We start from the raw sequence: 26,632 nt of genomic DNA on the forward strand, positions 1-26,632 counted from the left end.
GGCGGCGCGTCCGGCCGCCGCGGGGCGGAGACCGGCCCCGAGGTCGCGGCGGTGCGAGAGCCGGCCGGCGATCACCAGCAGCACGGCGACGGCGGCGAGGGAGACGAGCAGGGGCCACCAGCGCAGGTCCACGAAGCCGCGCGTCTGCTGCGCCCAGGCGAGCGGCGAGAACCAGGACAGCCAGGAGCCCTGACGGTCGATCACGTCGCCGACGCCGCGCACCATGAAGGCGAGCGCCAGGATCCCGAGCGTCGCGCCGGAGACGGTGCCGGCGTGCTCGCTCAGCTGCGCCATGACGGCGGTGACCGCAGCGAACACCAGCCCCGTCAGCGCGGTCGCGAGCCCGAGGGCGAGCGAGTCGACGACGGCCCCGCCGCCGATCAGCATCCCTGCGGCCACCGCGGCGCCGAGGGCGAGGTTCGCCAGCGCCACCACCAGCAGGGCGGAGACCGACGGGACGAGGCGGCCGGTGGGCAGGGAGCGCAGCAGCTCGAGCCGTCCGGACTCCTCCTCGCCGCGGGTGAGGCGGGCGGTGAGCAGGATCGACATGATCGCGGCCGGGACGAGCAGGTAGAGCAGCAGCTCGTTGGCGACCATCGCCCAGAAGGTGTAGTGGTCGGCGGCGAAGAACGGGCCGGTCATCATCACGGCCGAGGGGTTGTCCAGCAGCGTCGCCCGGGCGTCGAGCGCGGCCTGGTCGGGGTAGATGCCCTCCATCGCATAGATCGAGGCGGGCACGAGCACGAGCACGGCCAGGGTCCAGATCAGGATGCCGCGCCGGCCGAGCCGGAGGTGGAGGCGGAGCAGGGAGCGCAGCCCGGTGAGCGGGCCGGCCGCGCGGCGCTGCCCGCGATGGGCGGGGGCGGCGGTCGCGGCGGTCATGACGCGTCCTCGGACACGGGCTCGAGCTCCTCGCCGTAGTGACGCAGGAAGAGGTCCTCGAGGGAGGGCGGGGTGATCGTGAGGCCGGTGACGCTGAGGGCCGTGAGCACGGGGAGCACGTCGTGCAGCGCCCGGTCGTCCACGTCGAAGCGGAGGCGCCCGTTCTCGGCGACGAGATCGTGGACCCCGTCGAGCCGGGTGAGCGGCGCAGGATCGGCGTCGGTCGTCGCGGCGACGGTGGAGCGGGTGAGGTGGCGCAGCTCGGCGAGGGTGCCGGACTCCACGGCCTTCCCGGCGCGGATGATGGTGACGGTGTCGCAGAGCTTCTCCACCTCGGCGAGGATGTGGCTGGAGAGCAGCACGGTGCGGCCGGCGGCGCGCAGGCGGGCGACCTCGTCGGTGAAGATCGCCTCCATCAGCGGATCGAGGCCGGAGGTCGGCTCGTCCATGATGTAGAGGTCCACGTCGCGGGAGAGCGCGGCGACCAGCGCGACCTTCTGGCGGTTGCCCTTGGAGTAGGTGCGGGCGCGCTTGGTGGGGTCGAGCTCGAAGCGCTCGATCAGCTCCTCACGTCGGCGGCGGTGGCGCTCCCCGCTCTCGCCGCGGGTGAGCACGTCGACCGCCTCGCCGCCGGTCAGGCCCGGCCAGAGGTTCGTGTCGCCGGGGACGTAGGCGAGGCGGTGGTGGATCGCGACGGCGTCCCTCCAGGGGTCCCTGCCCAGGACGCGGGCCGTCCCGGAGGTAGCCCGCAACAGGCCCAGCAACACGCGGATGGCGGTGGACTTGCCCGCGCCGTTGGGGCCGAGGAAGCCGGTCACCTCGCCGTGGGGCACGGTGAGGTCGAAGCCGTCCAGCGCCCTCGTGGCGCCGAAGGTCTTGGTGAGGTCGCGAACGTGGACCGCAGGCTCCGGGCTGGTCATGTCGGGCTCCCGTCGGTCGGTGAGGTGGTGTCGGTGGCGTTCGCGCCCTCGTCGGCCGCGGTGTCCGCGTCGCCCTGTGCGGCGAGATAGGCGTCCAGCAGGCTCGCGTCGGTGAGCAGCGGGGTGGTGTAGAGCTCGAGCAGGGGCAGGGTCAGCGAGTCGGTGTACTCGCGCATCCACCGCGGGAGGTCCTCCAGGTCCATCTGCGCCCCCTGGCCCGGCATCTGCAGCACGAGGGAGCCGAGCGCCATGTGCGCGAGCACCCGCACGCGCGCCTCGGGGTCGCGGCTGGGGCTGAGCACCCCTGCCCGCTCCCCCTCCTCGCAGTAGTCCCTCGCATTGGCGATGAAGTCCTCGATCAGCCGCTGGGCGAGCGGGCCGCCGGCCTGGAGGCGGCGCAGCACGTAGCCCGTCTCGGGCGCGTACTGCTCCACGGCGGCGAGCTGGGCGAGCATCGTGCCCACGCCACCGGTCACCGCCGCCCTCTTCTGCTGCCGGGTGACCTCGAGGGCGCGCCGGTCGCAGGCCTCGAGGAGCTTCTCGCGCGAGCCGAAGTGGTGGATGATCAGGCCCGCGCTGACCCCGGCGTCCTGTGCGACGGCGCGCAGCGGGGCGCCCAGGCCGTCGACGGCGAAGCGTCGCATCGCGGCCTGGAGGATCCGCTCGTCGACGGGGGCGGACTCTGCCATGCAGCTCTCCTCGGGCATCGGGCCCGCTCCGCGGATGCGCGCAGGCCCTGTATTGAACTGACGTTCAACACGCTATACGTGCGTTCAATGAGGGGCAAGGGACTCATCGTCCGGAGATGCGAGCGCGCCGGCCCCGAAGGGACCGGCGCGCGGAGTCGGAGGGCGTGAAGTGCTCAGCCCAGGGCGTCGAGCCCTCCCTTGGTGCGCAGCAGCGAGAGCACGAGGCCCTTGGGGTCGGCGGCGGGCTCGAGCGCGCACTCGTCGGGCTCGAAGGACCACGCCGCGCGCAGAGCCCGGAACACTTCGAACTCCTCCTCCCCCGTCCTCAGCGGCACGGCCTGGTAGCCGCCCTCCTCGGGGAGATGGATGATGAACGCTCCGGTCAGCTCCGGCATCTCGCGGGTGGAGCCGTCGTCGTCGAGCAGCAGCTCGGCACGGCACACGGCCACCCCCTGCAGCGCGTAGTCGCCGCGCACCTTCTTCGAGGTCTTGATGTCGGCGCTGAGCAGCGTGTTCCCGATCCTCACGATCGCATCGGTGGTGCCGGCGTAGCCGACGGAGTGGTTCACGACCGTCTGCTCGACCTCCACGAACTCGGGCTGGAAGTCGTCGAGGAAGCGGCCGTAGCCGTCCAGCCGCACCTCGGCACGGGCGACGAGGCCGCGGAGGTCCTTCTCCGTGGCGAAGGCGCCGGAGCCGGTGCGCATCCGCTCGATGATCCCGCCGATGTGATCCGCGTCGGGCCGTGTGCCGCTGGTGCCCCAGTCCTCGCAGGCGGAGTGGACCAGGGTGCCGAAGTCCGAGGCGGCGGCGGTGTACTCCGGCGCGGCCGCGGCGATCTTCTTCTGGGTGCCCCAGCGATCGCGGGTGACGCGGGAGATCTCCGAGGCGGCGCGGTCGGGGTTCCGCTCGAGCCAGGCGTACATGTCCAGCGCCCGCTTCGAGGCCATGGTCGCGTACCAGCCCTGCAGGAAGTCCTTGGCCCGCATCCCCGCCACGGTGGTGATCGAGGGGTACATCAGCGGACCCTCGGGCTCGAGGCGGTACATGCGGCCGCGCGGGGTGTCTGCGCTCAGGGAGGGGGTGGTCATCGGTCCTCGGAGGGGTGCGGGGGTCGCGCGGGGCGACGCGGGCGGACAGCCTCCCACGGTACGCGCTCGGCCGCCCCGGGCCTGTCCGGGGAGGGGCCGACGCGCCGGGGGCGGGCGCGTCTCACGTCGGCGGGTCGGCTCAGCCGTCCTCGCCGAAGATGATCTGCTCGGCGAGGGTGCGGGAGCGGCGGGTGACCTTGAGATAACGGTCCTCGAGCTCCGCCGCGGTCGCGTCCTCGCCGTCGATCAGCAGGGCCAGGGCCCGCAGGTCGTTCCGATCGCTGGGGAGCACCTCCCCCTCGCGCCCCTTCCACAGGAACAGACCGCGCCGCAGCTGCCAGGCGAGCGTCCAGGCGGCCCGCAGCTCCTCGGCCTCGCGACCTTCGAGCAGCTCGGCCGCGACCGCGGCCTCGAGCTGGGCGAGGGTCGAGGTGGTACGCAGGCCCTCGACCTCGTGGCCGTGCTCGAGGGCGAGCAGCTGCGTGCACCACTCGACGTCGGTCATCCCGCCGCGTCCGAGCTTGAGATGCCGGCCGGGGTCGGCGTTGCGGGGCAGGCGCTCGGACTCCACCCGCGCCTTCATGCGCGTGATCGCCCGACGGTCCTGCTCCTCCAGACCGCCATCCGGATAACGGTGGCGGTCCATCTCCTCGGTCAGCCGCTCACCGAGGCCCTCGGAGGAGACGACCACGCGGGCCCGCAGCAGCGCCTGCTTCTCCCAGGTTTCGGCATCCCGGCGGAGGTAGTCGATCCAGGACTCGGCGGTGCGGGTGAGCGGACCGACCTTCCCCTCTGGGCGCAGCTCGGCGCTGACCTTCATGTCGGAGCGGGCGACCGGGGCGTTGAGGATCTTCTGGATCTGGGTCGCGACGGCGTTCGTGATCTCGACGGTGTCGCCGCCGGCACCCCGGTCCACGGCGATGAACTGCACGTCCGCGTCGGAGGAATACCCCATCTCCCGGGCGCCGAAGCTGCCCTGGGCGATGATCGCCAGCTCCACGCCGAGCGCCCGCGCGGGATCCGAGCGCCGCTCGCGCAACTCCGCCGCGGTGGTCTCGTCGACCTCGTCGACGCCGTCCAGCGGCTCGGCCTCCTCGCCGACGACCTTCCGTTCGCGGGCCACGACGTGATAGGCGACCAGCAGCCCGGCCTCGAGCACCGCCTCGGCGAGGTCGGTGAGGGCACAGGCGACCTCCGCGGCGGAGGCGACGTCCGTGAGATGGGCGAGCGCGATCCGCAGCAGCTCGCGGCTGCGAGTGCGGCGCAGCACGTCCCGCGCCTCCTCGACGGTGCCCACGCGGGTGATCACGGCGAGGAACTCCCGGCCCAGCACCTCGCGGGACAGGGGCCGCAGCTGCTCGTCGCGGGCCAGCCAGCGCACCGCCTCCGGGATCCGCTCGAGCTCCTCGCCGACGTACCTGCTCGCCGCCAGCACCTTCGTCAGACGCTTCGCGGCGAGCCCGGAATCGCGCAGCAGCCCCATGTACCAGTGGGCGGAGCCGATCTCGTCGGAGAGGCGGCGGAAGGCGAGCAGCCCCAGGTCCGGGTCGATCCCGTCGGCGAACCATTCGAGCATCGCCGGGAGCAGCTGGCGCTGGATCCTGGCGCGGCGGGAGATCCCTTCGGTGAGGGAGGAGATGTGCGCGAGCGCCCGGCCGGGGTCGCGATAGCCGATCGCGGCCAGGCGCGCCTGGGCGTCCTCGGCGCTCAGCGCGATCTCCCCGTCGGACAGCTGCGAGGCGGTCAGCAGCAGCGGCCGGTAGAAGATCTCCTCGTGCAGCTGGCGGACGCGTCGCCTGGTGCGCTGGTAGCGCCCCGCGAACTCGTCGGTGCTCAGGCCCAGGCTGCGGGAGAGGCGGCGCAGGTCCGAGGCGGCGGTGGGCAGCACCTGGGTGCGGCGCAGGCGGTGCAGCTGGAGGCGGTGCTCGACGCAGCGCAGGAAGCGGTAGGCCTCGTCCATCTCGGCGACGTGGGTGCGGGAGATGTAGCCGCCCTCGCCGAGCCGGGCGAGGGAGTCGAGGGTGGAGCGGCCCTGGAGCCGCTCGTCGGCGCGGCCGTGCACCAGCTGCAGCAGCTGGACGGTGAACTCGACGTCCCGCAGTCCGCCGGGACCGAGCTTGATGTTGCGGTCAACCTCGGCGCGCGGGATGTGGGCGACGACGCGGCGGCGCATCGCCCGGGTGTCCTCGACGAAGCCCTCGCGGGTGGAGGCCTGCCACACCCACGGCTCGACCATCGCCTCGTAGGCGGCGCCGAGCTCACGGTCGCCGGCGGCGGCGCGGGCCTTCAGCAGCGCCTGGAACTCCCAGGACTTCGCCCATTCGGTGTAATAGCGGCGGTAGGAGTCCAGGGTGCGCACCAGCGGTCCGTCCTTGCCCTCGGGGCGCAGGTTCGCGTCCACCTGCCACAGCGATCCCTCGGCGGTGCGCTCGGAGCAGGCGCGGGCGAGCTCCCTCGCCAGCGCGGCCCCGATCGTGATCACGTCCTCCTCCTCGCACCCCTCCTGTGCGGGGGCGACGACGTGCATGACGTCGACGTCGGAGATGTAGTTGAGCTCCCGCGCGCCGGTCTTGCCCATCGCGATCACGGACCAGCGCACCTGCTCGTGCCCCTCGACGGTGGCGCGGGCGATCGCGGAGGCCGCCTCGAGGGCGGCGTCGGCGAGGTCGCTGATCGCGACGGAGACGCGGGGTTGGAGGGCGTCAGGGTCGGCGGCGACGGCGTCGGCCGCGGCGATCTGGGCCAGGCGCAGATGGTAGGCGGCGCGCAGCGCGTCGCGCTCCTCGCGGCCGCCGGAGCTCGCCACGGGAACCTGGGCCGACGGATCGGCGCCGACGGCCTCGAGCAGCGCTTCGCGCACCGCGGCGGCGGGGACCGCGAGCTCGTCGTCCCCCTCGCGCAGGAGCTCGAGCCTCTCGGGGTGGCGGGCGAGCACGTCGCCGAGCGCGACCGAGACGCCGAGCAGGCGGATCAGCCGGTGTCCCGGGGTGTCGGCGGTGCCCACCCCGGCGAGGAACTCCTCGAGCAGGGCGTCCTGGCCGGCCTCGCGGGCGGACTCCGCCAGGCGCAGCAGGCCGAGCACCGCGTCGTCCCCGTCGGCCGTCGCGCCGAGGGCCTCCGCGGCACCGTCGCCGAGGCCGCGCAGCGCCGGTTCGGAGAGGAAGCGGCTGACGCGGTCGGTGCGGCTGAAGCCGAGGCGGGCGAGGGCGCCGGTGGTGGTCGCCGGCTCCTCGCTCGCGCCGGACTGCTCGGGCGGTGTCGCGGCGTTCACGGGGTCCCCGTCAGATCCGGCTGAAGGTCGAGCGCAGCTCGTGGTCGGTCACCTGTTCGCGATAGCGGTGCCACTCCTCGCGCTTGTCACGGAGGAAGTACTCGAAGACCTGCTCGCCGAGCGTGTCCGCCATCAGCTCGGACCCCTCGAAGACCTCCAGGGCGCGGAACAGGTCGGTGGGCAGCGGCTCGATGCCCATCGCGCGACGCTCCCGCTCGGTGAGCTCCCATACTGCGTCCTCCGCGCCCTCGGGCAGCTCGTAGCCGCCGTCGACCCCAGCCATCCCGGCGGCGAGCAGCACGGCGAAGGCGAGATAGGGGTTCGCCGAGGAGTCCAGTCCCCGGAACTCGACCCGAGAGGAGGTGGTCTTGGTGGGCTTGTGGAAGGGGACGCGCACCAGCGCGGAGCGGTTGTTGTGGCCCCAGCAGATGTAGCTCGGGGCCTCCTGCGCGCCCCAGAGACGCTTGAAGGAGTTCACCCACTGGTTCGTCACCGCCACGTACTCGGGGGCGTGGCGCAGCAGTCCGGCGATGAACTGGCGACCGGTGCGGGAGAGGCCGTACTCGGCGCCCGGCTCGTGGAAGGCGTTCTTGCCGCCCTGGAAGAGGGAGAGGTGGGTGTGCATGCCGGAGCCGGGCTGGTCGATCATCGGCTTGGGCATGAAGGAGGCGACCTGCCCCAGCGACAGCGCGACCTCCTTGACCACGGTGCGGAGGGTGACGATGTTGTCGGCCGTGGTGAGCGCGTCGGCGTAGCGCAGGTCGATCTCGTTCTGGCCCGGACCGTTCTCGTGATGGGAGAACTCGACCTGGATGTTCATCGCCTCCAGGTGCTGGATGGCGGCGCGACGGAAGTCCTGGCCCTGGCCGCGGTGGACATGGTCGAAGTAGCCGGCGTGGTCCACCGGCCGCAGCGGGGAGCCCTCCTCGTAGGGCTGCTCGAAGAGGTAGAACTCGATCTCGGGGTGCGTGAAGAACTCCAGCCCCTTCTCCTCCGCGCGGGCGAGTGCGTCCTTCAGCACACGGCGCGGATCGGAGGCCGCGGGCTCGCCGTCGGGGGTGAGGACGTCGCACATCATGCGGCCGGTCGCGTTGGTCTCGCCGCGCCAGGCCAGCAGCTCGAAGGTCGCGGGGTCCGGGCGCAGGATCATGTCGGACTCGTAGCTGCGGGTGAGGCCCTCGATCGTGGAGCCGTCGATGCCGATGCCCTCGGTGAACGCGATCTCGAGGTCCGCCGGCGAGATCGCGATGGACTTCAGCGTCCCCACGATGTCGCTGAACCACAGCCGGATGAACCGCACGTCCTTGTCGGAGACGGTGCGGATGACGTCGTCATGGAGATGTCCCATGGGGTAAGTCTGCCTCAGGTCCCCGGCGCGGTGCGGGCTCCGGGCTCCCCCGGACGGGATGCGCCCCGGTCTCCTGCGGAGGTCGGGGCGCATGGCGGGTGCGTCGCTGGACGCGGATCCGAACTGCTCAGATCAGCCCGGCGGAGTCGACGTACCACTTGCCGTCCTCGCCCTGCACCATCGCGAACCCGGCGTCCATGCCCCCGAGGCTGACGGCCGCCGTGCCGTCGCCGTTGTCGCTGGTCTCCACCATCGAGCGGTCGAGGGCATCGGCGACCGACGGATCGAACTCCGTGCCCGCCTCCTCTGCGCTCTCCTCGAAGCCCGCGACGCAGGACTCCAGGCTCGAACCGGACATGCCGCTTCCGGTGGTGGGGTCCATGGCCAGCGAGCAGGCGGTCTCGGCCTCCCCGGTGGCGGCGGCCTTGACGAACTCGAAGGCCTGGTCCCCCGCGGCGGTGAGCTCCTCCTCGGAGACGGGCTCGCCGTCGGACCCGCCGGCGGCGTCCTCGCCCTCGGACCCCTCGGCGTCCTCGCTCTCGGTGTCTGCGCCCTCGGCGCCCTCGCTCTCGGAGACCTCGGCGCCCTCGCTCTCCGAGCCTTCGCTCTCGGTGTCCGACCCCTCGGACTCCCCGCCTTCGGACTCCTCGCCCTCCGGGGCGGGCTGCTCGGCCGTGGGGTCGTCGCCTCCCTCGGCTCCGCCGGTGAGATCTCCGATCGCGCCGCAGGCCGACGCGCCTGCGATGAGCGCGAGGGCGCCCAGCCCGGTGGCCGTTCCCCTGACGGTCCTGCGCATGATCGAGTTCATGGTCTTGTCCTCCTTCAATGCCGGGGCCGTTCCCCTGACCAGAGAAGAGTGACATGGGAAGGGCGCCGCTGTCGCTGGGGAGAACTCCCCATCGCCATGACCGTGCCCGGCGGGGCCGGGATCAGAACGGGATCGAGAGGTACCACTGCCCGTCGTCGCCGCGGGTCATCGGGATCCCCACCGGCTGCTCGAGCAGGCTCAGCGAGATGGTGCCGTCCTCGGCGGCCTCGGCCTGGACCATCGAGGCGTCCAGCTGGTCGAACACCCCCGGCTCCAGCATCTCCTCGTAGTCCGCCATGGCGCCGCGCGCCCCGTCGGCGCACTGCTGCAGGCGCTCGCCCTCGGGGGCGGTGCCGGTGCCCGGGTCGAGCACGTAGCCGCAGGCGGCCTCCCAGTCCTGGTCGTCGATCACGCCGAGGAAGCCGAGGAACCGGTCGGTCGCCGCGGAGAGATCCGCGTCGGTGACCTCGCCGCCGTCGCTCGCTTCCGGGGCGGCGCCCGCCGAGCCGCTCGGCGACGTGCTGGGAGTCTCCGGGGCGGGCTGCACGTCGTCCCCGCCGGTGCAGGCGGCGGCGCCGAGCGCGAGAGCGAGGGCGGAGGCGCAGGCGGCGATCCGACGGGCGGGGCCGCGCAGGGGATGCGGTTCCATGGTGACCTCTTCTCGGCGACGTCTGCGCACGACGCTCCAAGGGTGGCACACGCCAGCCCCGCACCGCACCTGATCGGCGGGAAGCTGGCGCCCCGGGGCGACGCGGACGGCGCTAGGCTGGAGCGCCGGATCCCCGTCCCCGTCCAGGAGCCCGCTGTGAGCACTGAGTCCCCCGCCGCCGTCCCTGCCGCTCCGACGAAGATCCGGCTGCGCCACCTCCAGCAGGCCAAGGAGCAGGGCCGCCCCTTCGCGATGCTGACCGCCTACGACCAGTTCTCCGCCCGCGTCTTCGAGGAGGCCGGGATCGAGACCCTGCTGGTCGGCGACTCCGTGGGCACCACCGTGCTCGGCCACTCCTCGACCACCGCGACCACGCATGCGGACATGCTCGTGTTCACCGCGGCCGTCGCCCGCAGCGTCACCCGCCCGCTGGTCGTCGCCGACCTCGCCTTCGGCACCTACGAGACCGGGCCGCGGGATGCGGTGCTGCACGGCATCGAGCTGGTGCGCGCGGGCGCCGAGGCGGTCAAGCTCGAGGGCGGCGCCGAGGTCGTCCCCCAGATCGAGGCGCTCGTCGCCGCGGGCATCCCCGTGATCGGGCACCTCGGCTTCACGCCCCAGTCCGTCAACGCCCATTCCGGGCACCGGGTCCAGGGCCGCGACGAGGAGGCGGCGAAGAAGCTGCTCGACGACGCGCTCGCGATCCAAGAGGCCGGGGCCAGCGCAATAGTCCTCGAGCTCGTGCCGGCGCGCGTCGCCGCCGAGGTCACCGCCGCGCTGCGGGTGCCCACGATCGGGATCGGCGCCGGAGCCGGCTGCGACGGCCAGGTGCTCGTGTGGCAGGACATGGCGGGCCTGTCCGGCTTCCGGGGGAAGTTCGTCAAGGCCTTCGCGGACCTGCGCGGCGAGCTGCTCGGCGCCGCGACCGCCTATCGTGCCGAGGTCGAGGAGCGCAGCTATCCGGGGGCCGAGCACTCCTTCGACTGACGTGGCCGACGGGCCGGCCGCCCGCGCGGGTGCGGACGGCCCTCACGCGGGTGCGGTCAGCCCGCGTGCACGAGGGCTCAGCCCTCCTCCCACTCCTCGTCGTCCTGCTCCCACTCCTGGTTGCGCTTCGCGGCGGTGCTCAGCGCGCGCTCGGCCTCCTCGCGCGTGGCGTAGGGGCCCATCCGCTCGGTGGCCGGGGACTGCGCCCCCTCCTCGACTGCGCCGGTGCTCAGGTTGTAGTAGTACTGCGTGCCCTCGGTCACGTCGGTCTCCTTCGCTGTCGGTGAGAGACTGGTGGACATGACTGTAGAGCAGGATTGGATCCGTCCCGAGGGGCGCGCGCTGCTGGTGCCCGGAACCCTCAGCCCCCGTCGGCCCGTGCCCGCGCGCATCGAGCGCCCCGAGTACGTGGGCAAGGACGAGGCGGTCTCGGACACGGGCCCGTTCGTGCAGAGCGCCGACGTGATCGCCCGCGTGCGCGAGGCCTCCCGCGTCGCGGCGCTCGCCCTCCAGGCCGCCGGCGAGGCCGCGCAGCCCGGCGTCACCACCGACCACATCGACGCGGTGGTCCACGACGTGCTGCTCGAGAACGGCGCCTACCCCTCCACGCTCGGCTATCTCGGCTTCGAGAAGTCCTGCTGCACGAGCCTGAACGAGGTCATCTGCCACGGCATCCCCGACTCGACCGTGATGGAGTCCGGGGACATCCTCAACGTCGACGTCACCGCCTTCGTGCACGGCGTCCACGGCGACTGCAACGCGACCTTCCTCGTCGGCGACGTCGCCCCGCGCGCCCAGGAGCTGGTCGATGTCGCCCACGACGCGATGCTCCGCGGGATCAAGGCGGCCCGGCCCGGCCGCGAGGTCAACGTGATCGGCCGCGTCATCGAGAAGTTCGTCTCCCGCCACGGCATGGAGTCGGTGCGCGACTACACCGGCCACGGCGTCGCCGAGGGCTTCCACAACGGGCTGGTCATCCCCCACTACGACTCCGCGCCGATGTTCGACGACGTCATCGAGGAGAACATGACCTTCACCATCGAGCCGATGGTGACGCTCGGCTCGCAGGCCTGGGACCAGTGGGACGACGGCTGGACGGTCGTCACCCGCGACGGGTCCTACTCGGCCCAGTTCGAGCACACCATGCTCATCACCGACGCGGGCCCCGAGCTCCTCACCGTCGTCTGAGACCGGTCCGTTCCCGGACCCCGCGGACCGCTCGCCGCGACCGCCGCGGGGGTCCGGTGGCCGTGCGGGGCCGTCCTCGGACGTCCCCGTCGCGTGCCTGCGCAGCCCGGGTATCGTGGGCGCCCGAGAGAGGGCGCCGAGGGCGGCGCCCCGGCACCGGGCGGGGCCTTCCCGCATCGCACGACCAGGGAGAGACGATGAGCAAGAAGGCCTTCGGGATCGACATCGGCGGCAGCGGCATCAAGGGAGCGCCCGTCCACCTCGGCAAGGGCGAGCTCGCCGCCGACCGGGTGCGGATCCCGACCCCGCAGCCCTCGACCCCCGAGGCCGTGGCGGACACCGTCGCCGAGCTCCTCGGCTCCTTCGACATCCCAGAGGACATGCCCGTCGGCGTCACCTTCCCGGCCGTGATCCAGGAGGGCGTGGCGAAGACCGCCGCGAACGTGGACAGGTCCTGGATCGGCACCGACGTGGACGCCCTGTTCACCGAGCGCACCGGCCACGACGTGTTCGTGGTCAACGACGCCGACGCCGCCGGCATCGCCGAGATGGAGTTCGGCGCGGGCCGGAAGAGCTCCGGCGTGGTGCAGGTGTTCACCCTCGGCACCGGCGTGGGCAGCGCGACCTTCGTCGACGGCCGCCTGGTGCCCAACACCGAGCTCGGCCACGTGCTCCTGCACGGCGACGACGCCGAGAAGTACATGGCCTCCTCGGCCAAGGAGCGCGAGGACCTGGACTGGGAGACCTGGGCCGGTCGCCTCCAGGAGTACTTCTCCCACATCGAGTTCCTCTTCAGCCCCACCCGCATCATCGTCGGCGGCGGCGTCTCGAAGAAGCACCAGAAGTTCCTGCCGCTGCTGGACCTCGAAGCCGAGATCGTGCCGGCCGAGCTGCGCAACGAAGCCGGGATCATCGGCGCTGCGGTGCTCGCCCATCGCGAGGAGAAGGCCCTTCGGAAGGGCAAGAAGAAGGACGACAAGCACCACGCCGGCAGCTGAGCCCGTCGGCCGGGGGCGTCCCGCGGCCGGCGCCGCGCCCGTCGGGCGCGGCCCTCGCAGGGCTGCCCCGCGGGGCGGACCAGCCGGCCTGTAAGCCGGGTTCTGTGATCGGCAGCCATCCCTCTCGGGTCGCCGTTGCCGACGACCTCCAGCGGTCTACCCGGGAACTCGGGCCGGCGCCCTCATGCGTTCCCTGTCTGACCTTGCTCCCGGTGGGGTTTACCGTGCCGGTCTCGTCACCGAGACCGCGGTGGTCTCTTACACCACCCTTTCACCCTTACCGCCCCGCCCGAGGGCGCGGCGGCGGTCTGCTCTCTGTGGCACTGTCCCGCGGATCACTCCGGGTGGGCGTTACCCACCACCGTGCCGGATGGAGCCCGGACTTTCCTCGGCCCCGCGGCGCAAGCCGCGGGGACGCGGCTGCCCGGCCGACTGGTCCGCCCGGCAGTCTACGCTCCCACCTGCGCCTCCCCCTCCCCCGTGGGCAGGCTCCCGCGCCGACGTGCCGAAGCTCTCGCGGCGCCTTCCCTCGCCCCTGCCCCGCCACCTCGGAGAATGGTCTGATGCTGATCCTGCTGCCGCCCTCGGAGACGAAGACCCGGCCCGCCGAGGAGGGGCATCGTCCGCTCGACCTCGACGAGCTCGCGCTGCCGGCGCTGCGGGAGGCGCGCGGGACGATGCTGCGGGCCGCGCACCGCACCGCCGCGGGGTCCGACGCCGCCTCCCGGCTGGGGGTCCCGGCCTCCTCCCCGGAGCTCGTCGGGCGCATGCTGCATCTCGAGCAGGAGCCCGCCGCCGCGCCGCTCGGCGTGTACTCGGGGGTGCTCTACGACCAGCTCGAACCGGGCACGGAGATCCCCGGCGACCGTCGCGTGCTGGTCCAGAGCGCCCTGCTGGGCCTGGTCGACGCCGGGCGGGACCGGATCCCCGCCTACCGTCTCTCCGCCTCCTCGCAGCTCTCGCGGCTGGGGAAGGCGGGGTCCTGGTGGGCGCCGCGGCTGAAGCCGGTCGCCGCACAGCTGCGAGAGGAGGAGGCCGCGGGGACCTCACCGCTGGTGGTCGACTGCCGCTCGGGCTCCTACCGCTCGATGATGGCGATGCGCAGCGGGGACGGGGTGCGGGTGCTGGAGGTCGCGCCGGTGCAGGAGAGCGGCGGGGTCCGCAAGGTCATCTCCCATGACGCGAAGCGCTACCGGGGCCTGGTGACCCGTGTCCTGCTGGCGGCTGAGGCCGCGCCCGCCACGGCGGAGGAGCTGGTCGGCGTCGTCGGCGAGGGCCTCGCCGGGATCTCGGGGCGCGGCAGCTCCCGGCTCGGCGTCGAACTGGACGGGGACAGGCTCGTCGTGGTCGACCGGGTCGACTGACGCCGACTCGACGGGCGTGGTCCGCCCGGCCGCGTCCCACGGGTCCGGCCGAGCGCCGCGGCCCCGGCTCCCGGGCGGCCCCGTCGCGTTCGGCCTACCCGACCGGGTTCAGCTGGCCCGGCCGCCCCATGGGTCGGTGACCTGCGCGGTGATCTGCACGTCGAGGCCCGGCAGCGCCTCCGTGAGCAGCTCGCGGGCGAGCGGGAGCCACAGCGCCTCGCTCGCGGCGTGCGGCACGTCGATCAGCGCCGGCACGGCGGCGGGGTCCGCCGCGGACTCGAGGTGCTCGAGCGCCGGGTGGTGGCGCAGGTCGGAGGTGATGTACACGTCGGCACCGCTGCGCGTGGCGGCCTCCAGGAAGGAGTCGCCCGCCCCGGGGCAGACGGCGGCGGTGCGCACGGGACGCTCCGCCTCGCCCGTGTGCAGGATCCCGCGCGCGGTCGCGGGGACCAGGGCCGCGATCTGCTCGGCGAGGCCGCCGACGGTGGTGGGCGTCGCCAGATCGCCGACGGCGCCGAGCCCGAAGCGGGTGGAGCCGTGACCGGTCTCCTCCCCCTCGTCATCGGGCAGCAGCGGGCGGGGGTCCTGCAGGTCGAGCGCCCGCAGCCAGGCGCCGACGGTGCCGCGGGTGGAGCGGTCCACGTTCGTGTGCCCGCACCACAGCGCCGTCCCGGCGCGCAGCAGGTCGGTGACCACCGCGCCCTTCCCGTCGTCGGCAGGCAGGAAGCTCGCCCCGCGCAGCAGCAGCGGATGGTGGGTGATCAGCAGCTCGGCGCCGGAGGCGACCGCCTCGCGGGCGACCGCGAGCGTCGGGTCCACGGCCAGCAGCACGCGGGAGACCGGCGCCTCCCGCTCCCCGAGGACGAGGCCAGCGCGGTCCCAGTCCTCCGCCCAGGCGAGCGGATAGGCGGCCTCGAGCACGCCGACGACGTCGTCGACGGTCACGGTGGTCTCGGAGGTCGCCGGGGTCCGGGCGCTCATGGCGCTCATCCGCGCAGCGCCCGCGTCTCGACGAGCGCCGCCTGGTAGGCCTTCCACGGCATGAGCACGCACTTGACCCGCGCGGGGAACTTCGCCGCACCCATCAGCGCGACGCCGTCGCCGATCAGCTCCTCGTCACCCTCGATCCGTCCGCGGGAGCCGATCGCCTGCTCGAAGTGGGTGCGCACCGGCTCCACCTCCTCGACGCCGTGGCCGATCAGGAGATCGGCCATGATCGAGGCGGAGGCGCGGCTCATCGCACAGCCGACCGCGTCGTAGGAGACGTCCTCGATCCGCTCGGCGCCGTCCTCGGACAGATGCAGGCGAAGCGTGATCTCGTCGCCGCAGGTGGGGTTCACGTGGTGGACCTCGGCCTCGAACGGCTCGCGCAGCCCGGCGTGGAGGGGCCGCTTGTCGTGCTCGATCACGAGCTCGGTGTAGAGCGCGGAGAGATGGGTGCTCATGAGAGGGCTCCGAAGAACTCGACGGTGCGGGCGACGCCGTCGACGAGCGCGTCGACCTCGGCGTCGGTGGTGTGGACGGAGAAGGACGCGCGGGTGGTGCCGTGGAGCCCGAAGCGGCGGTGCAGGGGCCAGGCGCAGTGGTGGCCCACCCGCACCTCGATGCCGTAGGAGTCCAGCACCTGGCCGACGTCGTGCGGGTGGCGGCCGGCGACGTCGAAGGCGACTGCTCCGGTGCGCTGCGGAGAGGCGGCCGGGCCGATGATCCGCACCCCGTCGATGCCGGAGAGCCCGTCGATCGCGCGCAGGGTGAGAGCCTGCTCGTGCGCGGCGATCTGCTCCATGCCGAGCACATCGAGATAGTCGCAGGCGGCGGCGAGGCCGACGGCCTGGGAGATCGGCGGGGTGCCGGCCTCGAAGCGGGCGGGCGGCTCGGCGAAGGTGCTGGCCTCCATCGTCACCGTCTCGATCATCGATCCGCCGGTGAGGAAGGGCGGCATCGCCTCGAGCAGCTCGTAGCGGCCCCAGAGCGCGCCGATGCCGGTGGGGCCGAGCATCTTGTGCCCGGACAGGGCCGCGAAGTCGACACCCAGCGCGGCGAGGTCGAAGGGCATGTGCGGCGCGGACTGGGCGGCGTCCAGCACCGTCAGCGCGCCGACCGCGCGCGCCGCCTCGACGAGCCGGCCGACGGGGTTGACCGTGCCGAGAACGTTGGACTGGTGCGTGAACGCGAGGACCTTCGTGCGCTCGGTGAGCAGCGAGTCGAGGTCCGTGAGGTCGAGGGTGAAGTCCTCGGCCATGGGGATCCAGCGCAGGACGGCGCCGGTGCGGCGGGCCAGCTCCTGCCACGGGACGAGGTTCGCGTGGTGCTCCATCTCGGTCACGAGGATCTCGTCGCCCTCGCGCACGCGCAGGCGCTCGGGGGTGGAGGCGTCGCCGTCGCCGAGCGACCGGGCGACGAGGTTCAGCGCCTCGGTCGCGTTCTTCGTGAAGACGATCTCCTGCGCGGAGGGGGCACCGAGGAAGTCGGCGAGCCGCTCGCGGGAGTCCTCGTAGGCGTCGGTCGCGGCCCCGGCCATGCGATGCGCGCCCCGCTTGACCGCGGCGTGGTCACGGGTGAGATAGGCGACCTCCGCGTCGATGACCTGCTGGGGGCGCTGTGAGGTGGCGCCGCCGTCGAGGTAGATCATCGGGGTCTCGGGGTCGAGCATCCGCTGCAGGATCGGGAAGTCGGCCCTGATCGCGTCCACGTCGAAGGGTCTGGTCGCTGCGCTCACCTGCGTGGGCCTCCTGTGGTCGATGGCGGTCCGGCCAGTATAGGAACGCCCAGGATCCGGGGGCGGGGCCGTGAGACCCTGTGCACAGTCCGCTCTGCCCGCGACCCCGGAGGTGCCCGTGGAGACCCTGATCCTCGCCGCGATCGCTGTGTCCATCGCGGTCTCGCTCATCGTCATCATCGGCCGCATGCTGGTGCGCCGGCGCGAGGAGCGCGAGCAGTGGGAGCGGGACGGCCGTCCCGAGCCGCGCGAACGCACCCCTGAGGAGAAGCAGCGCGACCGCCGCAGCGCCATCACCTGGGGCTGCCTCGTCGTGGCCGTGCCCGTGGTGCTGGTGCTGGCCTACTGGGTCAGCCGCTGAGCCCGCGCCCCGTCGCGCGCCGACTGCCCGCGTCGGCCCCGCGATGGAGGCGGACGCAGACCGAGTGGCGTACTTCGACCGGTACTGCTGAGGAATACCGGTCGGAGTACGCCACTCGGTGCAGGGACGGCCGGGCGACGAGGACGGGGCGTGCGCGGCGGGGCTCAGCACGGCCGCAATGATCGCGGGAGTCGTGCTGAGACTGTGCTCAACTCCGCGAGAAAGCCCCCGACCCAGCACTGTCAGTGCAGGGCGGGGGCTTCTCTTCGGGTGGGTCGTGAGGGGCTCGAACCCCCGACCTTCTGGGTGTAAACCAGACGCTCTGACCAGCTGAGCTAACGACCCGGAACGGGGTGCCCCGTCGAAGCGGAGCGACCCCGCCGGAACGGGGACTGCTCCGTCAGCGCGGGATGTCCCCGCCGCAACGAGGCGCCCCGTCGGTGGTGGCGATCAGTTGGTGCGGCTGGCCAGGCGGGTGCCGGTCCAGTCGGCGGCCAGCGACAGCGAGCTCATCACGCGCAGGCCTGCGATCTCGGCGCTCTCCTGCACCTCGCCCGGGGCGACATGCCCGGGCCGGCCGGCCTTCGGCGTGAGGAGCCACACAGGGGCGCCCGCCTCGATGTTGCGCAGGGAGTCCACGAGGGCGTCGGTGAGGTCGCCGTCGTCGTCGCGCCACCACAGCACCACGGCGTCGACGATCTCCTGGGTGTCCTCGTCCTCCATCTCCTCACCGATCAGGTCCTCGATCGCGTCGCGGAGGTCGTGGTCCACGTCGTCGTCGTAGCCGATCTCCTGCACGATCTGACCCGTGGTGAGGTTCAGCGCCTCGGCGATGGCGCTGGGCGTGGGGGCGTCGGCCGACGGTGACAAGAAAGAACTCCTCAAGACGTGGTGTCAGTGCGAGCGCAGCATTCCGATCGGCCTGCACGGGCCCACCGCAGGTGCTGCGCGCGCCGATTCTATGCCACGGCGCACTCTCCTGCATTCCCGGCGCCGGACGTCGGTCCCGGCGCAGGCGGCGATGTCCCGAGCGTCACAGATGAGGAGGGTCTGTGAAGGTCCTCGGCGCGTCGCACGACGGTAGTCTGGACGGAACCGAGGCCGACAGGAGCCGGGCCCACCGGCGTTCTTCAGCTCCCGCGGCCGGTCCATCGACTCCGGCAGAGAGAAGGACAGTGTGACTTCGCACGAGACCCCTCGTCCCATCGGCATCAACCTGCCGAGCCACGCGCAGGATCCGGACCCGGAGGAGACCCGGGAGTGGCTCGACTCGTTCGACGGTCTCGTCGAGCACCGTGGCGTCGACCGCGCCTCCGAGGTGATGCAGAGTCTCATCCAGCACGCGCGCGACGAGGACCTGCACCTGCCGGACTCGCTCACCACGGACTACGTGAACACGATCCCCGCGGATCAGCAGCCCGAGTACCCCGGTGACGTCGAGCTCGAGAAGGAGCTGCGCAACATCAACCGCTGGAACGCGGCGATGGTCGTCCATCGCGCCCAGCGCCCGGGCGTGTCCGTCGGCGGGCACCTCTCCTCCTACGCCTCCATCGCCACGATGTACGAGGTGGGCTTCAACCATTTCTTCCGTGGACGCAGCCACCCAGGCGGCGGCGACCATGTCTTCTTCCAGGGACATGCCTCCCCCGGCATCTACGCCCGCGCCTTCGCGATGGGCCGCCTGACCCAGGAGGACCTCGACGGCTTCCGCCAGGAGGTCTCCTCCGAGCGCGGCATGCCCTCCTACCCGCACCCGCGGGCGATGCAGGACTTCTGGGAGTTCCCGACGGTCTCCATGGGCATCGGCCCGGTCAACGCGATCGAGCAGGCCTCCTTCGACCGCTACCTGCACAACCGCGGCCTCAAGGACACCTCCGAGCAGCACACCTGGGCGTTCCTCGGCGATGGCGAGATGGACGAGGTCGAGTCCCGCGGCGCGCTCCACATCGCCGCGAAGGAGCACCTGGACAACCTCACCTTCGTCATCAACTGCAACCTGCAGCGCCTGGACGGCCCGGTCCGCGGCAACGGCAAGATCATCCAGGAGCTCGAGAGCCAGTTCCGCGGTGCGGGCTGGAACGTCGTCAAGGTGATCTGGGGCTCGGGATGGGACCCGCTGCTCCAGGAGTCCACCGACGGCGCGCTCATCGACCTGATGAACGCGACCCCGGACGGCGACTACCAGACCTACCGCGCGGAGAACGGCGCGTTCATCCGCGACAACTTCTTCGGCCGCGACCCGCGCACGAAGGCGCTCGTCGAGGACCTCTCCGACGATGACATCTGGTGGAAGCTCAACCGCGGCGGCCACGACGCCAAGAAGATCTACGCCGCCTTCCAGCAGGCGATGACGCTGAAGAACGGCAAGCCGACCGTCATCCTCGCCCACACCATCAAGGGCTATCGCCTGGGCTCGAACTTCGCCGGCCGCAACGCGACCCACCAGATGAAGAAGTTCACGCCCGAGGACCTCAAGGCCCTGCGCGACACCCTGCGCATCCCGATCTCCGACGAGCAGCTCGAGTCCGGCAGCGTCTACGACGCGCCATTCTACCTGCCGGACGACGACTCCCCGGTCATGCAGTACCTCAAGCAGCGCCGCGAGGCGCTCGGCGGCCCGGTCCCCTCCCGCAGCACCGAGCACAAGGCGCTCGAGCTGCCGGGCGACAAGGCCTACGAGGTCGTCAGGCGCGGCTCCGGCAAGCAGGAGATCGCCTCGACGATGGCGCTCGTGCGCCTGCTCAAGGACCTCATGCGCGACAAGGAGACCGGCAAGCGCTGGGTCCCGATCGTGCCCGACGAGGCGCGCACCTTCGGCATGGACTCGCTGTTCCCGACGGCGAAGATCTACAACCCGGACGGGCAGAACTACCTCTCGGTGGATCGCGACCTGCTGCTGGCCTACAAGGAGTCCGCGCAGGGCCAGATCAAGCACATGGGCATCAACGAGATCTCCTCGACCGCGGCCTTCACCGCCGCAGGCACCTCGTACGCCACGCACGACTATCCGATGATCCCGTTCTACATCTTCTACTCGATGTTCGGGTTCCAGCGCACCGGCGACTTCTTCTGGGCCGCCGGCGACCAGATGGCCAAGGGCTTCGTCATCGGCGCGACCGCCGGCAAGACGACGCTCGCGGGCGAGGGCCTCCAGCACATGGACGGCCACTCCCCCGTCCTCGCCTCGACCAACCCGGGCGCGGTCATCTACGACCCGACCTACGGCTACGAGCTCGGTCACATCATCCGCGACGGCCTGCAGCGCATGTACGGCGAGGACGACCGCCTGCAGGAGGTCTTCTACTACATCACCGTCTACAACGAGCCGATGGTGCACCCGGCCGAGCCGGAGGACCTGGACGTGGAGGGCCTGCTCAAGGGCATGTACCTCAACGAGGCCGCTCCCGAGGGCGACGGCCCGGTCGCGCAGCTGCTCGCCTCCGGCGTGGGCGTCCCGTGGGCCAAGCACGCCCGTGAGCTGCTCGAGCAGGACTGGGGCGTGCGCGCGAACGTGTGGTCCGTGACCTCGTGGACCGAGCTGCGCAAGGAGGCCCAGGAGGCCGAGAAGCACAACCTCCTGAACCCCGAAGCCCCGCGGACCCCGTGGATCTCCCAGCGCCTCGAGGGCGTCGAGGGGCCGTTCGTGGCCACCTCGGACTACGACTTCATGGTCCCGGACATGATCCGCGAGTGGATCCCGGGCCGCTACGGTGTGCTCGGCGCCGACGGCTGGGGCTTCTCCGACACCCGTCCCGCCGCCCGCCGCCATCTGAAGATCGACGCCCACTCGATGGTCGTCAAGACGCTGCAGATGCTCGCCCGCGACGGCAAGGTCGACCCCTCGGTCGTCCGCCAGGCCATCGACAAGTACGACCTGACGAACGTGAACGCCGGCGAGTCCGGCTCGTTCGGCGGCGAGTCCTGATCGCCCCCGTCGGGCCGCTCCTCCGTGCGAGGGGCGGCCCGACGGCCGCTCTCCCCCTCTCCGAGGCCCGTCTCGTCCCACGAGCGGGCCGTCCCTCACTCCCCTGGAGGTACCTGTGCTCGCGATCGTCTGCCCCGGCCAAGGGGCGCAGAAGCCCGGCTTCCTGACCCCCTGGCGCAAGCTGCCGGGCGTCGAGGAGCTGCTGGACTCGCTCTCCGAGCAGGCCGGCATCGACCTGCTGCGCCACGGCACCGAGTCCGACGCCGACACGATCCGCGACACCGCGGTCGCCCAGCCGCTGCTGGTCGCCGCGGGCATCGTCGCCGCGTCGCAGCTGCGCGCCGAGGAGGACCTCCCCGCGGCCGACGTGCTCGCCGGCCACAGCGTCGGCGAGCTGACCGCCGCCGCGCTCGGCGGGGTGCTCTCCGACGAGGACGCGATGCGCCTGGTCGCGGTGCGCTCGCGCGCCATGGCCACCGCCGCCGCGGCCGAGCCCACCTCGATGGCCGCCGTCGTCGGCGGCACCCGCGAAGACGTCCTCGCCGCGATCGAGCGCCACGGCCTGCACCCCGCGAACATCAACTCCGCCGCCCAGGTCGTCGCCGCCGGCAGCGCCGAGAAGATCGCCGCGCTCGGCGAGGACGGCCCCGCTAAGGCCCGCGTCATCCCGCTGCAGGTGGCCGGAGCCTTCCACACCCCGTACATGGCGGCCGCCCGCGAGGAGCTCGCCGCCTTCGCGCCGACGCTCTCCCCCGCCGACCCGACCCTCCCGCTGGTCTCCAACGCCGGCGGCGAGGTCGTCACCTCGGGCCCGAAGTACCTCGACGCGATCGTCACCCAGGTCGCCTCGCCCGTGGACTGGGAGGCCTGCATGGCGACCTTCCGCGACCGCGGCGTGACCGCGATGATCGAGGTCGCCCCCGCGGGCACCCTCACCGGGCTCGCGAAGCGCGAGCTGAAGGGGATCGCGCTGGCGAACCTCAACACGCCCGACGATCTCGAGGCCGCCCGCGCCCTGGTGCGCGAGCACGCCAGGCTCACCCCCTCGGACCAGGAGGCCTGAGATGGCGATCACCCTCACCGCCCCGCGGACGGTCCCCGGCTCGCAGGTCCTCGCCTATGGCGCGTCCCGCGGCGACCTGGTCGTCCCCAACGACGACCTCGTCGGCCCGATCGACTCCTCCGACGAGTGGATCCGCCAGCGCACCGGCATCGTCACCCGCACCCGCGCGAGCACCGAGGTCGGCGTCAAGGACCTCTCCCTCACCGCGGCGAAGGAGGCGATCGAGCGCTCCGGCATCGACCTGGAGACCCTCGACGCGATCGTCGTCTCGACGATCTCCTTCCCCTACCCGACCCCGTCGCTCGCGACGCTGCTCGCGGGCGAGCTGGGTCGGCCCGACGTCATCGCCTACGACATCTCCGCGGCCTGCGCCGGCTTCGCCTACGGCATCGGGCAGGCCGACTCCCTGATCCGCTCGGGCGCTGCCCGGAACGTGCTGGTGATCGGTGCGGAGAAGCTCTCGGACTTCGTCTCCCCCACCGACCGCTCGATCTCGTTCCTGCTCGGGGACGGCGCCGGCGCCGCGGTCGTCGGACCGTCCGACACCCCTCGCATCGGACCGACGGTCTGGGGCAGCGACGGCGACCACTGGGACACGATCCGCATGACCGGCTCGTCGATCGACTTCCGCGACGGGAAGTCCGAATGGCCCACCCTCGAGCAGGACGGCCGCACGGTGTTCCGCTGGGCCGTCTGGCACACCGCGAAGAAGATCCGCGAGATGCTCGAGCTCTCCGGCATCGGCATCGAGGACGTGGACGTGTTCGTCCCCCACCAGGCGAACATGCGCATCATCGACGAGCTCGCCAAGCAGCTGAAGCTGCCGGAGGACGTGGTGATCGCGCGCGACATCGCCGAGACGGGCAACACCTCCGCCGCGTCGATCCCGCTGGCCACCCACCGCCTGCTCGAGGAGGGCGCTGCGAAGAGCGGCGACGTGCTCGTGCAGTTCGGCTTCGGCGCCGGGCTCGCCTACGCCGGCCAGGTGCTGGTCCTCCCCTGACCCCCGCCCGGGCCGCCCGGTACCGCCCGGACGACTGTCACCCGCATCACGACCGGGAAGTGACATCGTTCCGCCTGACCGAAACAGCACAGCGTCCCGGGTAGTCTGTCCCCGCCACACAATCCGAACATCCCTAAGGAGCACCCATGGCACACACCGAGAACGAGATCCTCGAGGGCCTCGCCGAGATCGTCAACGAGGAGACCGGTGTCGCCACCGAGGACGTGAAGCTCGAGAAGTCCTTCACCGACGACCTCGACATCGACTCCATCTCGATGATGACCATCGTCGTGAACGCGGAGGAGAAGTTCGACGTGCGCATCCCCGACGAAGAGGTCAAGAACCTCGCCACCGTCGGCGACGCCGTCAAGTACATCGCGGGCGCCCAGAACTGAGCCCCGCCTGACGCCCGGGACGGGTTCGTCCCGGGCGTCGCCGTTCCCCGTCTGCCCCGACCCGGAGGTCCGCATGTCCGCTTCCCGTTCCCGAGTCGCCGTCACCGGCCTCGGCACCGTCAACCCGCTGGGCGCGGATGTCGCCTCGACGTGGAAGGCGGCCCTGGCCGGGACCTCCGCGGCCCGCACCCTCGAGAACGACTGGAAGGAGTCCTACGGGCTCTCCGTGGACTTCGCCTGCCGTCTGGTGCCCGGGGCGCTGGACTCCCTGAGCCGTCCCGAGTCGAAGAAGCTCGACCCCTCCGGGCAGTACGCGATGGTCGCCGCCCGCGAGGCGTGGGCCGATGCGGGCGCGCCCGACGTCGACCCGACCCGCCTCGGCGTGGTCGTCGGCACGGGCATCGGCGGCATCTGGACGACGCTGGACCAGTGGGACATCGTGCGTGAGCGCGGCGCCCGCCGCGTCAATCCCTTCACCGTGCCGATGCTCATGGCGAACTCCCCCGCCGCGAACATCTCCATGGAGCTCGGCGCCCGCGCCGGCGCGCACACCCCCGTCTCCGCCTGCGCCTCCGGCTCGGAGGCCGTGGCGCTGGGCATGGGCATGATCCGCGACGGCCGGGCCGACGTGGTCGTCGTCGGCGGCACCGAGGCGTGCATCCACCCGATGACCATCGCGGCCTTCGCGAACATCCGGGCCCTGTCCACGCGGGTCGACGATCCCGAGCACGCCTCGCGTCCCTACGACGTGGACCGCGACGGCTTCGTGCTCGGCGAGGGCGCGGCGATCCTGGTGCTGGAGAGCGAGGAGCACGCGAAGGCCCGCGGCGCCCGCGTCTACGGCTACGCCGCCGGCCGCGGCATGGCCTCCGACGCCCACCACATCTCGGCCCCGAACCCCGAGGGGCAGGCCGCTGCGGTGCGCGAGGCGGTCCAGGACGCCGATCTCGCCGCCGAGGACATCAAGCACCTCAACGCCCACGGCACCTCGACGCCGCTGGGGGACATCGGCGAGCTGAAGGCCGTCTCGGACGCGCTGGGCGGCGAGACCGACCAGATCGTCGTCACCTCGACGAAGTCGATGACCGGGCACCTGCTGGGCGGCGCGGGCGCGCTCGAGACCCTGTTCTCGGTCCTCGCCGCGCACCACCGCACCGTCCCACCGACGATCAACATCGAGAACCTCGACCCCGAGACCCCGATGACGATCGCGAACGGCGCCCCGGCGCAGCTCCCGGCGGGCGATCTCGCCGTGCTCAACAACGCCTTCGGCTTCGGCGGCCACGACATCGCGCTGGTGGTCACCACGGCCTGACCGGCACCCCTGCCGCAGCGCTCGCGAAGGGCGCCCGCTCCCCTCGGGGAACGGGCGCCCTTCGCGCATCGGAGCATAGTGCGGCCGCGGCCGACGCGCGCTCAGCTGACGCGGTGCAGCCAGCGCATCGGCACGCCCTCGCCGGCGTGGCGGTAGATCTCCAGCTCCTCGTCCCACGGCTCGCCGAGCGCGATGCCGAGCTCGCGCGGGAGGGCGCGCAGGTCGGAGCCGGCGCGCTCCATGCAGCCGCGCACGTGGTCCTCGGTGAGCACGATGTTGCCGGCGGCGTCGGTCGCGGCGTGGTGGATGCCGAGCTCGGGCGTGCAGCTCCAGCGGGCGCCGTCGACGGCGGCGGTCGCCTCCTGGGTCACCTCGAAGCGCACCTCGTGCATGCCGCGCAGGGCGCTGACCAGCCTGGCACCGGTGTCCTCACGGCCGCGCCAGGTCATCTCGGCCCGCTGCAGGCCGCGGCCGACGGGCTGGTCCTCCCAGCGGATGCGTGCGGGCATGCCGAGGACCCCGCTGGCCGCCCATTCGATATGGGGCGTGAGGGCGCGCGGGGCCGAGTGGATGTACAGAACGCCCTGGGTCATCTCGTTCCTTCCGGTGTCCGATGCGTCTTCCCCAACGAATCGGAACCCTGGACGGAGCTGATGGCAGCGCGTGCTGGTCCAAGACGAGCTTAGAGGGTCTCCCTGATCTGGCGCAACGCGCGCTTCTTCACGGAGCGCTCGAGGCCGTCGATGTAGAGCTCCCCGTCGAGGTGGCCGACCTCGTGCTGGATGAGGCGTGCGATGATCCCCTCGCCGGCCAGCTCGATCTCCTCGCCCTCGAGGTCCGTGCCCACGCAACGGGCGTAGGCGGAGCGGGTGCGCGGGAAGAAGAGCCCGGGCACGGAGAGGCAGCCCTCGTCGTCGTGCTGCAGCTCCTCGGAGAGCTCCACGATGACGGGGTTGAGGATGTAGCCGAGCTCGCCGGTCTCCACGAGGTGCCAGGAGAAGGCGCGCTGGCCGATGCCGATCTGGTTCGCCGCCACGCCCGCGCGGGCGGGGTCGTCCACGGTGTCGAGCAGGTCCCGCACGAGGGTGCGGGTACCGTCGGTGACCGTGCGGATCGGGTCGCAGGGGGTGCGCAGGACGGGGTCGCCGACGACCCGGATGGGACGGACGGTCACGCCTGCTCCTCCCCCGGCTCCACGCCGAGCACCCGGTGGGTGACCTCGACGCCGGGGACGACGCTGCGCTCGACGGTGCAGCCCGCGGCGACCGCCCGGCCGAAGACCTTCACGACCGTGGCGATCTCCTGCGCGGTGAGCCCCTCGAGCGGGAGCTGCACCTCCTCGGCGATCGACAGGTAGCGGTTCTCGGCCTCGTCGGAGGTGCCGTGGGCCCACAGCCGCGCCTCGAAGTCCTCGCCGAGGCGACGGGCGAGGTTCACGTCGCTGCTCATCCCGGCGCAGCCGATCAGGGCGAGCTTGAGCAGCTCGCCGGGGCTCGCCTCGCCCTCGCCGTGGCCGATCGGGATCTCGACGCCGCGCTGGGTGCGGCCGACGAGGGTGCGGTGGCCGGTGCGGTCCGCCCACACGCTGCCGGGGCCGAAGTCCTCCGGGAGCGGGAAGCGGTCATCGGGCAGGGAGGGCATCGGCATGCTCCTTCA

The 26,632-nt window shown here is 72.3% G+C and carries 25 protein-coding genes, 1 tRNA gene, 1 other RNA gene and 1 pseudogene; 10 read left to right on the forward strand and 18 right to left on the reverse strand.

Annotation, left to right across the window (positions count from 1 at the left end; translation table 11 throughout):
- The 8 genes and pseudogenes from HMPREF3159_RS08040 to HMPREF3159_RS08075 form a co-directional block, all read right to left on the reverse strand.
- Positions 1–882: pseudogene (locus HMPREF3159_RS08040) on the reverse strand (polyketide antibiotic transporter); the annotation flags it as partial.
- Positions 879–1,802 carry an ABC transporter ATP-binding protein gene (locus tag HMPREF3159_RS08045; RefSeq protein ID WP_070500563.1) on the reverse strand — a complete coding sequence of 308 codons (924 nt, stop codon included), beginning with the start codon at positions 1,800–1,802 and terminating at the stop codon, positions 879–881. The pseudogene HMPREF3159_RS08040 and the gene HMPREF3159_RS08045, both read right to left, overlap by 4 nt.
- On the reverse strand, positions 1,799–2,491 hold the full coding sequence (locus HMPREF3159_RS08050) for a TetR/AcrR family transcriptional regulator (RefSeq protein WP_246821565.1): 693 nt from the start codon (positions 2,489–2,491) through the stop codon (positions 1,799–1,801). The genes HMPREF3159_RS08045 and HMPREF3159_RS08050 overlap by 4 nt, the downstream gene beginning before the upstream one ends.
- Positions 2,492–2,664: 173 nt before the next feature.
- On the reverse strand, positions 2,665–3,582 hold the full coding sequence (locus HMPREF3159_RS08055) for a PD-(D/E)XK nuclease family protein (RefSeq protein WP_070500565.1): 918 nt from the start codon (positions 3,580–3,582) through the stop codon (positions 2,665–2,667).
- 139 nt (positions 3,583–3,721) lie between these two features.
- On the reverse strand, positions 3,722–6,853 hold the full coding sequence (locus HMPREF3159_RS08060) for a bifunctional [glutamine synthetase] adenylyltransferase/[glutamine synthetase]-adenylyl-L-tyrosine phosphorylase (protein WP_070500566.1): 3,132 nt from the start codon (positions 6,851–6,853) through the stop codon (positions 3,722–3,724).
- 10 nt (positions 6,854–6,863) lie between these two features.
- Complete coding sequence (locus tag HMPREF3159_RS08065) at positions 6,864–8,201, reverse strand: glutamine synthetase family protein (RefSeq protein WP_070500567.1); 1,338 nt, start codon at positions 8,199–8,201, stop codon at positions 6,864–6,866.
- Positions 8,202–8,328: 127 nt separating this feature from the next.
- Positions 8,329–9,009, reverse strand: coding sequence for a hypothetical protein (locus HMPREF3159_RS08070; RefSeq protein WP_070500568.1), 681 nt, complete (start codon positions 9,007–9,009; stop codon positions 8,329–8,331).
- Positions 9,010–9,130: 121 nt separating this feature from the next.
- Positions 9,131–9,658, reverse strand: coding sequence for a hypothetical protein (locus tag HMPREF3159_RS08075; RefSeq protein WP_070500569.1), 528 nt, complete (start codon positions 9,656–9,658; stop codon positions 9,131–9,133).
- A gap of 156 nt (positions 9,659–9,814) precedes the next feature.
- Here HMPREF3159_RS08075 and panB point away from each other — a divergent pair, with 156 nt between their 5' ends.
- The gene (panB, locus tag HMPREF3159_RS08080) at positions 9,815–10,645 is read left to right on the forward strand and encodes a 3-methyl-2-oxobutanoate hydroxymethyltransferase (protein ID WP_070500570.1); all 831 of its coding nucleotides are present in this window, start codon (positions 9,815–9,817) and stop codon (positions 10,643–10,645) included.
- 77 nt (positions 10,646–10,722) lie between these two features.
- Here the strand turns inward: panB and HMPREF3159_RS08085 are convergent, their stop codons facing one another.
- The gene (locus HMPREF3159_RS08085; RefSeq protein WP_070500571.1) at positions 10,723–10,908 is read right to left on the reverse strand and encodes a hypothetical protein; all 186 of its coding nucleotides are present in this window, start codon (positions 10,906–10,908) and stop codon (positions 10,723–10,725) included.
- Between the two features lie 37 nt (positions 10,909–10,945).
- On the opposite strand from HMPREF3159_RS08085, the gene map reads away from it, so the two are divergent.
- A complete protein-coding gene (gene map, locus HMPREF3159_RS08090; protein WP_070500572.1) occupies positions 10,946–11,833 on the forward strand; it encodes a type I methionyl aminopeptidase in 888 nt (295 codons plus the stop codon).
- A 197-nt stretch (positions 11,834–12,030) separates the two neighbouring features.
- Positions 12,031–12,831 carry a polyphosphate--glucose phosphotransferase gene (gene ppgK / locus HMPREF3159_RS08095; protein WP_070500573.1) on the forward strand — a complete coding sequence of 267 codons (801 nt, stop codon included), beginning with the start codon at positions 12,031–12,033 and terminating at the stop codon, positions 12,829–12,831.
- A 75-nt stretch (positions 12,832–12,906) separates the two neighbouring features.
- Here the strand turns inward: ppgK and rnpB are convergent.
- Positions 12,907–13,267: RNase P RNA component class A (rnpB, locus tag HMPREF3159_RS08100), an RNA gene on the reverse strand.
- A gap of 127 nt (positions 13,268–13,394) precedes the next feature.
- Here rnpB and yaaA point away from each other — a divergent pair.
- Entirely contained in the window at positions 13,395–14,195 is an 801-nt protein-coding gene (gene yaaA / locus HMPREF3159_RS08105; RefSeq protein ID WP_070500574.1) for a peroxide stress protein YaaA, read from the forward strand.
- Between the two features lie 108 nt (positions 14,196–14,303).
- Here the strand turns inward: yaaA and HMPREF3159_RS08110 are convergent, their stop codons facing one another.
- Genes HMPREF3159_RS08110 through HMPREF3159_RS08120 form a run of 3 tightly spaced genes read right to left on the reverse strand, consistent with a single transcriptional unit; the run spans position 14,304 to position 16,914 of the window.
- Positions 14,304–15,176 carry a Nif3-like dinuclear metal center hexameric protein gene (locus HMPREF3159_RS08110; RefSeq protein WP_246821566.1) on the reverse strand — a complete coding sequence of 291 codons (873 nt, stop codon included), beginning with the start codon at positions 15,174–15,176 and terminating at the stop codon, positions 14,304–14,306.
- Positions 15,177–15,181: 5 nt separating this feature from the next.
- Complete coding sequence (gene sufU / locus HMPREF3159_RS08115; RefSeq protein WP_010551644.1) at positions 15,182–15,640, reverse strand: Fe-S cluster assembly sulfur transfer protein SufU; 459 nt, start codon at positions 15,638–15,640, stop codon at positions 15,182–15,184.
- Positions 15,637–16,914: an aminotransferase class V-fold PLP-dependent enzyme gene (locus tag HMPREF3159_RS08120; RefSeq protein WP_070500576.1), complete on the reverse strand. Its 1,278-nt coding sequence runs from the start codon at positions 16,912–16,914 to the stop codon at positions 15,637–15,639. The genes sufU and HMPREF3159_RS08120 overlap by 4 nt, the downstream gene beginning before the upstream one ends.
- A gap of 70 nt (positions 16,915–16,984) precedes the next feature.
- Between HMPREF3159_RS08120 and HMPREF3159_RS08125 the strand changes: the two genes are divergently transcribed.
- Complete coding sequence (locus HMPREF3159_RS08125; protein ID WP_246821567.1) at positions 16,985–17,275, forward strand: hypothetical protein; 291 nt, start codon at positions 16,985–16,987, stop codon at positions 17,273–17,275.
- A 271-nt stretch (positions 17,276–17,546) separates the two neighbouring features.
- Here the strand turns inward: HMPREF3159_RS08125 and HMPREF3159_RS08130 are convergent.
- Positions 17,547–17,620 (reverse strand) — tRNA-Val (locus HMPREF3159_RS08130).
- 105 nt (positions 17,621–17,725) lie between these two features.
- Complete coding sequence (locus HMPREF3159_RS08135; RefSeq protein WP_053915699.1) at positions 17,726–18,145, reverse strand: DUF3052 domain-containing protein; 420 nt, start codon at positions 18,143–18,145, stop codon at positions 17,726–17,728.
- Between the two features lie 307 nt (positions 18,146–18,452).
- Between HMPREF3159_RS08135 and aceE the strand changes: the two genes are divergently transcribed.
- The 5 genes from aceE to HMPREF3159_RS08160 all read left to right on the forward strand — a co-directional run bounded on the left by aceE (position 18,453) and on the right by HMPREF3159_RS08160 (position 24,976).
- Positions 18,453–21,200, forward strand: a complete 2,748-nt coding sequence (gene aceE, locus HMPREF3159_RS08140; RefSeq protein ID WP_070500578.1) for a pyruvate dehydrogenase (acetyl-transferring), homodimeric type — start codon at positions 18,453–18,455, stop codon at positions 21,198–21,200.
- A gap of 115 nt (positions 21,201–21,315) precedes the next feature.
- On the forward strand, positions 21,316–22,263 hold the full coding sequence (locus HMPREF3159_RS08145) for an ACP S-malonyltransferase (RefSeq protein ID WP_070500579.1): 948 nt from the start codon (positions 21,316–21,318) through the stop codon (positions 22,261–22,263).
- Position 22,264: 1 nt separating this feature from the next.
- Positions 22,265–23,266: a beta-ketoacyl-ACP synthase III gene (locus HMPREF3159_RS08150; RefSeq protein ID WP_070500580.1), complete on the forward strand. Its 1,002-nt coding sequence runs from the start codon at positions 22,265–22,267 to the stop codon at positions 23,264–23,266.
- Positions 23,267–23,412: 146 nt separating this feature from the next.
- A complete protein-coding gene (locus HMPREF3159_RS08155; RefSeq protein ID WP_010551652.1) occupies positions 23,413–23,661 on the forward strand; it encodes an acyl carrier protein in 249 nt (82 codons plus the stop codon).
- Positions 23,662–23,734: 73 nt separating this feature from the next.
- Entirely contained in the window at positions 23,735–24,976 is a 1,242-nt protein-coding gene (locus HMPREF3159_RS08160; RefSeq protein WP_070500581.1) for a beta-ketoacyl-[acyl-carrier-protein] synthase family protein, read from the forward strand.
- A 101-nt stretch (positions 24,977–25,077) separates the two neighbouring features.
- Here the strand turns inward: HMPREF3159_RS08160 and HMPREF3159_RS08165 are convergent, their stop codons facing one another.
- From HMPREF3159_RS08165 to HMPREF3159_RS08175, 3 genes are all read right to left on the reverse strand, one after another.
- Positions 25,078–25,569: a DUF3145 domain-containing protein gene (locus HMPREF3159_RS08165; RefSeq protein WP_070500582.1), complete on the reverse strand. Its 492-nt coding sequence runs from the start codon at positions 25,567–25,569 to the stop codon at positions 25,078–25,080.
- An 89-nt stretch (positions 25,570–25,658) separates the two neighbouring features.
- Entirely contained in the window at positions 25,659–26,150 is a 492-nt protein-coding gene (locus HMPREF3159_RS08170; protein ID WP_062950737.1) for a peptide deformylase, read from the reverse strand.
- A complete protein-coding gene (locus tag HMPREF3159_RS08175; RefSeq protein ID WP_070500583.1) occupies positions 26,147–26,617 on the reverse strand; it encodes an OsmC family protein in 471 nt (156 codons plus the stop codon). Before HMPREF3159_RS08175 ends, HMPREF3159_RS08170 begins: the two co-directional genes overlap by 4 nt.
- Positions 26,618–26,632: the final 15 nt, after the last annotated feature.

Source organism: Brachybacterium sp. HMSC06H03 (assembly GCF_001807385.1).
GTDB classification, from domain to species: Bacteria; Actinomycetota; Actinomycetes; order Actinomycetales; family Dermabacteraceae; genus Brachybacterium; species Brachybacterium conglomeratum.

What these genes read in the sequence shown, in the direction of transcription:
- HMPREF3159_RS08045 (WP_070500563.1), bottom strand. Translation starts at nt 1,802, where the DNA reads ATGACCAGCCCGGAGCCTGCGGTCCACGTTCGCGACCTCACCAAGACC.
- HMPREF3159_RS08050 (WP_246821565.1), bottom strand. Translation starts at nt 2,491, where the DNA reads ATGGCAGAGTCCGCCCCCGTCGACGAGCGGATCCTCCAGGCCGCGATG.
- HMPREF3159_RS08055 (WP_070500565.1), bottom strand. Translation starts at nt 3,582, where the DNA reads ATGACCACCCCCTCCCTGAGCGCAGACACCCCGCGCGGCCGCATGTAC.
- HMPREF3159_RS08065 (WP_070500567.1), bottom strand. Translation starts at nt 8,201, where the DNA reads ATGGGACATCTCCATGACGACGTCATCCGCACCGTCTCCGACAAGGAC.
- HMPREF3159_RS08070 (WP_070500568.1), bottom strand. Translation starts at nt 9,009, where the DNA reads ATGAACTCGATCATGCGCAGGACCGTCAGGGGAACGGCCACCGGGCTG.
- HMPREF3159_RS08075 (WP_070500569.1), bottom strand. Translation starts at nt 9,658, where the DNA reads ATGGAACCGCATCCCCTGCGCGGCCCCGCCCGTCGGATCGCCGCCTGC.
- map (WP_070500572.1), top strand. Translation starts at nt 10,946, where the DNA reads ATGACTGTAGAGCAGGATTGGATCCGTCCCGAGGGGCGCGCGCTGCTG.
- ppgK (WP_070500573.1), top strand. Translation starts at nt 12,031, where the DNA reads ATGAGCAAGAAGGCCTTCGGGATCGACATCGGCGGCAGCGGCATCAAG.
- yaaA (WP_070500574.1), top strand. Translation starts at nt 13,395, where the DNA reads ATGCTGATCCTGCTGCCGCCCTCGGAGACGAAGACCCGGCCCGCCGAG.
- HMPREF3159_RS08110 (WP_246821566.1), bottom strand. Translation starts at nt 15,176, where the DNA reads ATGAGCGCCCGGACCCCGGCGACCTCCGAGACCACCGTGACCGTCGAC.
- sufU (WP_010551644.1), bottom strand. Translation starts at nt 15,640, where the DNA reads ATGAGCACCCATCTCTCCGCGCTCTACACCGAGCTCGTGATCGAGCAC.
- HMPREF3159_RS08150 (WP_070500580.1), top strand. Translation starts at nt 22,265, where the DNA reads ATGGCGATCACCCTCACCGCCCCGCGGACGGTCCCCGGCTCGCAGGTC.
- HMPREF3159_RS08155 (WP_010551652.1), top strand. Translation starts at nt 23,413, where the DNA reads ATGGCACACACCGAGAACGAGATCCTCGAGGGCCTCGCCGAGATCGTC.
- HMPREF3159_RS08160 (WP_070500581.1), top strand. Translation starts at nt 23,735, where the DNA reads ATGTCCGCTTCCCGTTCCCGAGTCGCCGTCACCGGCCTCGGCACCGTC.
- HMPREF3159_RS08165 (WP_070500582.1), bottom strand. Translation starts at nt 25,569, where the DNA reads ATGACCCAGGGCGTTCTGTACATCCACTCGGCCCCGCGCGCCCTCACG.
- HMPREF3159_RS08175 (WP_070500583.1), bottom strand. Translation starts at nt 26,617, where the DNA reads ATGCCCTCCCTGCCCGATGACCGCTTCCCGCTCCCGGAGGACTTCGGC.